Genomic DNA, 7,393 nt, shown 5'->3' on the forward strand with positions numbered 1-7,393 from the left:
GAAGCAGCCGAAATATTCAGACTCCTCAACATCAACGTCAGTAAACACCAATACTACTCAATTCGAAAGTAGTGCCCAAAATGAAAACCTTCCCGTCTATTTTTCAATTACTTAGGCACTACTTTGCGAAACTTGGGCTAAAAAAAGGAGCAGACATGTATAGATTTGGCATCAGCTACTACATCATGGACGGACCCAACCGCATTCCCCTAACCGGAGTGACCATCAGACTGGTCAGACCCGGCGCAACCTTTGCCAGTGGCATCAAGGTCGATGAGAATCCATCCGACTCAGGCTATTACGAAACAGATACCCTCAGAGAGCAGGATTGGGGCTTCTATGAGATCTGGGATGACAAGGCCAACCCCAACGGTTCATTCTCCGGAAAGACCTGCACCGTCGGCAAGCTTGATGCCAGGGGTATCCAGAACAGCGCCATCTACACCAATCACGTCCTCAACGAATCCGTTACCGCTGATAAACTTGCCAATGATTGTATAGAGAAAAGGCATCTCAAGAACGAAACTATCCCTCTAACCAAGCTGATCTATGAAATCCAAAACCAGAACAAAGGAGTGGGAGTACCCAGTCAGCTGACGCCTCCGGACATCACTCGTGACCTGTCTGTCAACCATAAATTAGATAGAGAATACAATACCCTACCTCAAGTTATCCTTACCAACCAATGCGACTGCTTTCTGTATATTGCAGATATCAGACTCGATGGCAGGCATGTAACGGTAGTCATCGGCATCAGCCAGCGCTGGTCAGCTCCTGAGCTAAAATACAACATTCTTGCGCTCAGTGTCGATTAGCGAAACACCGATGCTTACGCTGGCAAGTCTCTATTGGTAGGAGCATGCAAGAATAAGTGAGCTAATTTGCAAGAATGGTGAGCTTTCTTGCAAGATTGGTGACCCTCGGCCTACAGACGTAACAGCCAAAATTGCGTCTGTAGGCGAAGCTGTCTCTAAATAAAAATGTGGCATGCAAGAATGGTGAGCTTGCGTGCAAGATTAAATGACTCTTTACATAAGGCTGGTTTAAAAAATGGGGGAATGACACATCGATAATTCTCTTGACAGCCGGAGCATGTATAAATAATGTTGTAATATCCTTAAACAAGGAGGAAAATCAGTGAAAAAGCTGTGTTTTTTATTAGTGGCGTTGCTGCCATTACTGCTTTTTTCCCAGAGCCAGAATGACGATGACATGTTCCCCGGGGATGGACAGGGAAATGAAGTCTATGGCACTGTGGATAGCCCTGAATATGGCATGAGTGGAGTGGTCGGCTCGATCACTATTGATGGCAACACCTATTCTCAGATCCGGTTGATGCCGGAACTGGCGATCTGGAAGTTTGGTTTTGGGCTGGACATCGATCTTTTGATCGACAGCACCGGCAAAGTCCGCAAGGATGATTGGGACGAGTGGGATGACATCGCACGCAAGATTCTCTATATCCGTTTTGCAGACCGCTATTCCCCCTTATATTTCAAAGTAGGTTCGATTCCAAATTACACCCTTGCGCATGGGTTGATCTTCGACGGCTTTTCAAACATGCTGCGCTATCCTGTGGAAAAGAACATCGGCGGATATGTCGGCATCAATACTCCATTATCCGGCTTTGGGTTCGAAGTCTATACCCATGATATCTACAAAAACGAGATCCTTGCCGGAAGGACTTTTGTGAAACCGCTCGATATTCTCGATATGGGGCTCCTCAGCAATCTGAAAGTGGGCGTAAACGTAGGCGTGGACCGCAATCAATACGGAAAATATCCAGATTCCGACGGCGACGGCTATCCAGACGTTTATGACAAATTTCCCCACGATCGGCAGAAATGGTTGGACAGCGATGATGACGGGCTTGCCGACAGTGAAGATATCGATCTTAACGGAAACAGCATCCTCGATCATCCTGATCTGAATCCCTATGTCAATATGATGTTTCCGGATATTCTGATAGAGTATCCGAACTATTCTTTCGACATTGATGTCCATCCCGATATCGCCGAGCAATATCTTGATACCAAGCCGTTGTGGGTCTATAGCATGGATTATGACCTGCCGTTTTATGAAAGCGAATCCCTGCGCCTGAACCACTACGCGGAATATGCCACGATCAAGGATCACGGTCAGGGATTGATCTTTCCAGGTTTCGGTGCAAAGTTCTTTATCTTTGATGCCAAGCTGGAATTCCGCAATTTTGGCGCCAATTTCCTGCCCGGTTATTTCAACAATCTCTATGAGGAACAGCGCTGTGAGGTTGTTTATAGCCCCCCGAACGAGGTTTCGGGACGCCGGGTATATTCTCTGAGCACCAAGGACAGCAGCCTGGAAGGGATATCTCCCACAATGGGTTGGTTTGGATCTGTCCGTGCCAATCTTGGAAATATCGTCGTGTTCAAATTGGCATACCAGGACATGTACGGCAAGGATAACAGCACCGGAAAGTCTCTTTGGGCAAAAGCTTCACTCTCCCCAGACTTGGTTCCGAAATTGCAGGAAGCCTCCATCTATTATGCCCAGGTAAACGTCCCATGGATCAATTACCTCCAGCCGCGAAACCACTCCGCTCAAGTGGTGGGGAGATTGGCTTACGGCATCTCGGACAATGCCAATCTGGTGGGAAAATACTCCGAGCGCTATACCGATCTCAATGACGACGGCATCATCAGCGGCAAGGATGAGATCGTCGAAATGCTGAGCTTTGGAGTGGAATTTAAGTTCTGAACTTTGTAGCGCAGCATGCCGATCCTGCGGGGGAAATTAACCTGTCAAACAGAGCCATCGCCTCCGCAGCATCGGCATGCTGCGCTACAGCTTTATCAAAATGCGTCCGGAGGTGATTTCCGGACGCATTATTATCTGGCTTTGGAAGTTTAGAATGAAGTCTTGTCCACAAAGTTGAAATTGTCGATCAACATGGTGGGCAGCATCACTTCGCTATCCACGATCTCGCTTTTTCCCATTGCGAGAATGCGCCTTGTGGCGTCGTGGGGGATTTCGTTGAAACGGAGGTTATTGACGGCGTGTTTGATCTCGCCGTTTTCGAAGTAGAGCACACCATCGCGAGTCATTCCGGTGAGTTCGCCGGCTTTCATATCGACGGGGCGGATATACCACAAGCGATTGACGATCAGTCCCTTGGGCACCATCTTCATCATCTCCTGCTCCGTGTTCTCTCCTCCGGGAATATAGAGATTGAACATCGAGGAGGGCGTCAGGTTTTTCATCATTGCCCAATATCTGCGAGTTGGCATGTTTTCCACCACGCCGTTTCTGACCCAGTGGGTTTCCTTGGAAACGATTGAATCCCGTGAGAAGGGATCGCAGATGATGTCCGGATTGGCTAACGTGGACAGCATCGTGAATTTCTCCCCGAGGAACTGCTTTCCGAGTTGATCGGTGAAGGCTGTGAGCCCTTCGTCCGCCTCACGGCGATACATCATCCAACCCAAATACATCAGAAATTCCCAGACCGCCGGAGGACGAAAGATCACCGGAATGCGGCAGGGATCGAAGTCCTGAGGTGATTTGAGCGCTTTGATCTGAGAATTGAGCTGTTCCAATTCCTTGTTCAGATCAAACTTGGCATAATCCTTTGAAGTAAAGGAGACCTTGGTTTCGGTATGTTCCTTTTTGATCGTCATCGAATGACCAAAATTGGTGTATTCCTTGTACCCGCAAAAGCCGTTTTTGGTGGCGGTAAACATGCAGGGATGGTGTTTTTCGGTCATGCCGGAAACTGTTGCATCCTGCTTTGTCGCGTTGGCGATCGAGCTTTTGATGATCTCCACCATCTCTTCCGGAGCCAGATTCAGGCTGGCGTCGGAGGTGTTTTGCACTTCCGGAATCGCTTCAAAGGAAGCGCTTTCCACATATTCGGGATCTGGCTGATTCAGCTTTGCCATGTCCTCAGCTTGTTTGATCATTGCGGAAAGAGCAGCCTCGTCCGTTTGGTTGACGGAACTGACCCCGGTTCTATTTCCGAAAGCGACCGAGAGGTTGATCATCAGAGTCGTTCCGGCAATATGCTGAGTGATGGCGTTTTGGGCAAAGCGCGTCTCGTGGCTGTCTCCGGAATGAATGTTCAGAGTCCAGTCATCGGCGCTGACGTGCTGTTTGACAAACGCGGCGATCTGTTCAAATCTCGCTTTCATTGTGAACCTCCCACTCTGATATTTCTAAATCGCGCGGGTGCGGAACCGTGGGTCATCCTGCCCGTTTGGTTGGGCTGCCCCTTGCCACAATTGACCACGCCGAAGGGTTGCCAATAGCGTTTGTCGCAGATGGCATCGCAGCTGTTCCAAAATTCCGGATTGCTGGATTTGTAAAGCACTTTCTTGAGTGGACGCGTGAGTTTGCCGTTCTTGATCTCCCAAAAGAAATCTCCGCCAAACTGGAAATTGACTCGATGCTGGTCGATGCTGAAACTGCCGCGCCCTTCGATATAAACCCCATCTTCGGTGTCGTTTATCAATTGCGCGGGAGTAAGCTCTTCCGTCCCGGGAAGCAAATAGAGATTGGGGATGCGGTTGATCGGTTGATTGAAATAGTGGGTGGCGCGATTGCAACCCCGGCTTTGTGATAGACCGATCTGCGGAGCGGTTTCCCTGGTTGTTCCATATTCGTTCAGGATTCCGTCCTTGATGATATACCATTTTTGGCCTTGAACGCCGTCATCGTCAAATCCAGCAGTGGCGAGTCCCTGATCCAATGTATTGTCTCCCATGAAGTTCACGATATCGCTGCCATACTTGTAATTGCCGAGTTTTTCCGGAGTGGCAAATGAGATACCGGCATAATCCGCTTCCCAACCCAAAACGCGATCGAGCTCCGTGGGATGACCAACGGATTCGTGCATGGTCAATCCCAGATGATTGGGATCGAGGATCAGGCTGCGACGCTGTTCTTCACCGAGGGTATCCGCTTTGACCTTGATGATCGCTTCTTCCGCAACTTGTTTGGCTTTTTCGGTGAGATTGAGCTCATCAATCCACTCCCAACCGGTGGCTCTTCCGCCAAGATCAAAAGTGCGGCTCTGGCTGTCTCCGTCCATCACAGCGGTTGCCTGGATCAAAGGATTTAGGTATTGGGTGGTGATGTCCAAACGCGTTCCGAGCGTGGAGGCAAAGAGCTTTTCATCCTTGGAAATAACCAGATAAAAGATCGCCTGGCGGATGCCTTCATAGCTCATCATCATGCGATTGGTTTCCAGCATCAGATCGACCTTGTCTTTGAGTGAAAGCTCAAGGGGATCGATCTTGACCGGAGTCCTGTAGGTGGCGATATAGCTGCGTTCAGGAGCCAAAACCAGTCCGGCGCCCTTTTTTGCTTTAGAAGACAGCAGCGCGATGCCCAAAGCACGTTTGACCGTGGCGGCAACGGCATCGTCGCTGAAAACGTCGGAGTGGGCAAAGCCCCAAGCTCCGTCTTTGAGGACACGGATGCCATATCCGTGCAATGTGGAAGTGGAGGTGTTTTTCAGGCTCAGGTTTTGCAGATAGATCATCTGATCCGTCGTCTTCTGAATCCTGATATCCGCGTAATCCGCTCCCAGAGCGTTCGCGGTGTTCATTGCGATGTCCAAATATTTCATTGAACCTCCTTATGCTAACTGATTGATTCTGTCGATAGGATGCAATTCCATGCCCCATTGATGACATTTTGGCAGGAAAAAGAGCTCCTGTTTGGGGATGGAAACACACTCTGTGTCGGTTTCAAGAGCCGGAATATATTCCCAGTACTGATCAAGCCCGGCTTTATATGCTTCCAGCAGTTTTGACGGAATGGCTTTGAGGATGATGGCGCTCCATTTCAGATAGGCACCTCTGCCGCTATCCGTGATGCGGATTACGGTATTGGGCTTCTTGCCTTTGTAGGATTTGCTGATCATCACGTAGCCGGCTTCCTCCAGCTTGGAAAGATGGGTCGCCAGATTTCCCCAGGTAAGACCGGTCAATTTCAACAGCTCGGTGGATTCCAAAGCCGGCGCTCCGAACAACAGATTGATCAGCATCAGGCGCGCCGGCGCGTGGATGAAAGCGTCCAATCCGTTAAGCTCGCGCGCGATGCCGACACAGTTTAGATTAAACATGGCAAGCTCCTTGTCGTTATTAGCATGCTGGATGATCATTCCACTGCCGGGTGCTTTGTGTTTCAAAGCACTTTCACTGTCAAGCTTTTTCTGCTTGAATGGGTGACTCTTCAGGTTTGAACGGGTTTGTTCACCAGTGCTCGCCAGAGATCCCAATTTGTTCCCGATAAGCCCTTCATCGTGGCTCAAGTCCATCAGCGGCTAAGACCAGAGCTACTGCAGCCTCGCAAAACACCCACTATTACAAGACTATATTCGTGTAATACACCCATTAGTACAAGACTATATTCGTGAAATCAGCAGATTTTGCTTGAAAAACTATATCGTATCCGAGCGGATGAAGCTCCTCAGTAATCGTCGCTACTTCCACCAGCCCTTTTTTTGGAGAAACCTCTACAACAGCGAAATCGACAATCTGGAAATCTACGAAAATAAGCTGGATGCCTATGAGATCAAATGGAATCCCAAGCGCAAACTAAAACCAAGCAGCTTTCTGCAGATCTATCCCAACGCTACGATAAGCAGAATAGACCCCACGAATTATCAGGAGTTTCTGGTTCGCCAACCGTAATGAAAGGGAATTGGATTCAGTGTCGAGGCTTCCGTCATTACGAAAGAAGCTGCGCTTACATGAAGCCTACAAACGACAAACAGGGCAAATCCGGCTAAGGCGGAAGCCGCTCCTGTAAGAGCTGTCATTAAGGCTGCTGAACTCCCGGGCTGTCACTAAGCAATCGACGGCACCGCTGTCCCACCTGAAGACGAAGAAATGAATCAAAAAACCTAAATCCGGTATCGGGTAAAATGACATCTTCCCCCTTAGCATTACGGTATCAATACGGACTCATTACGGACTAAGTCCGTATTGACTCCGTAATGCTCAGGAGAGAGGGCAGGGCATGCAGCACGTAATATATTGAGGGATAATGATATAGATTGTTTTGCCCAGGGGCATGACTTTACTCGGTTATTCGTTCGCCGACGGGGACGTCGGCGTTCCATGATTATGGATTTACCGACGTCCCCGTCGGTTCATGTCCGCAGGATAGATTACAGATTTGTGAAAGGGTAACAGATTTGTGGAGCGGTCACGAAATTGGTGGGGCTGTGATGTGTATCGCTATTTTCGCCTATGGGATAGAGCTCCTTCGTGTCGCCGACGGGGACGTCGGCGTTCGTGCGCCTGTGAGCGATACATATCAGACAGGTGAAAGTCCTGTTCAGAGCACCGTTAAAACTCTGTAGCCGAAGGTAACTGCGTCACCGTGAGGTGGGGTGGAGAGCAACTGG

At 49.2% G+C, this 7,393-nt stretch carries 6 protein-coding genes; 3 read left to right on the top strand and 3 right to left on the bottom strand.

All coding sequences use genetic code 11. The annotated features are described in order from the left end of the window. Positions 1 to 155: 155 nt before the first annotated feature. Positions 156 to 815 carry a hypothetical protein gene (locus Q8M98_07985; protein MDP3114700.1) on the top strand — a complete coding sequence of 220 codons (660 nt, stop codon included), beginning with the start codon at positions 156 to 158 and terminating at the stop codon, positions 813 to 815. A 322-nt stretch (positions 816 to 1,137) separates the two neighbouring features. Further along, positions 1,138 to 2,736 carry a hypothetical protein gene (locus tag Q8M98_07990; protein MDP3114701.1) on the top strand — a complete coding sequence of 533 codons (1,599 nt, stop codon included), beginning with the start codon at positions 1,138 to 1,140 and terminating at the stop codon, positions 2,734 to 2,736. A gap of 149 nt (positions 2,737 to 2,885) precedes the next feature. Here the strand turns inward: Q8M98_07990 and Q8M98_07995 are convergent, their stop codons facing one another. The 3 genes from Q8M98_07995 to Q8M98_08005 are packed head-to-tail and all read right to left on the bottom strand — an operon-like array spanning position 2,886 to position 6,169. Continuing rightward, positions 2,886 to 4,166 carry a metallopeptidase TldD-related protein gene (locus Q8M98_07995; protein ID MDP3114702.1) on the bottom strand — a complete coding sequence of 427 codons (1,281 nt, stop codon included), beginning with the start codon at positions 4,164 to 4,166 and terminating at the stop codon, positions 2,886 to 2,888. Continuing rightward, entirely contained in the window at positions 4,163 to 5,605 is a 1,443-nt protein-coding gene (locus tag Q8M98_08000; GenBank protein ID MDP3114703.1) for a TldD/PmbA family protein, read from the bottom strand. The genes Q8M98_07995 and Q8M98_08000 overlap by 4 nt, the downstream gene beginning before the upstream one ends. A gap of 9 nt (positions 5,606 to 5,614) precedes the next feature. Continuing rightward, positions 5,615 to 6,169, bottom strand: coding sequence for a transcriptional regulator (locus tag Q8M98_08005; protein MDP3114704.1), 555 nt, complete (start codon positions 6,167 to 6,169; stop codon positions 5,615 to 5,617). 244 nt (positions 6,170 to 6,413) lie between these two features. Here Q8M98_08005 and Q8M98_08010 point away from each other — a divergent pair, with 244 nt between their 5' ends. Next, on the top strand, positions 6,414 to 6,674 hold the full coding sequence (locus tag Q8M98_08010) for a hypothetical protein (GenBank protein ID MDP3114705.1): 261 nt from the start codon (positions 6,414 to 6,416) through the stop codon (positions 6,672 to 6,674). The last annotated feature ends 719 nt before the right edge of the window (positions 6,675 to 7,393 follow it).

This window comes from Candidatus Cloacimonadaceae bacterium, from assembly GCA_030693415.1.
Lineage (GTDB): Bacteria > Cloacimonadota > Cloacimonadia > Cloacimonadales > Cloacimonadaceae > JAUYAR01.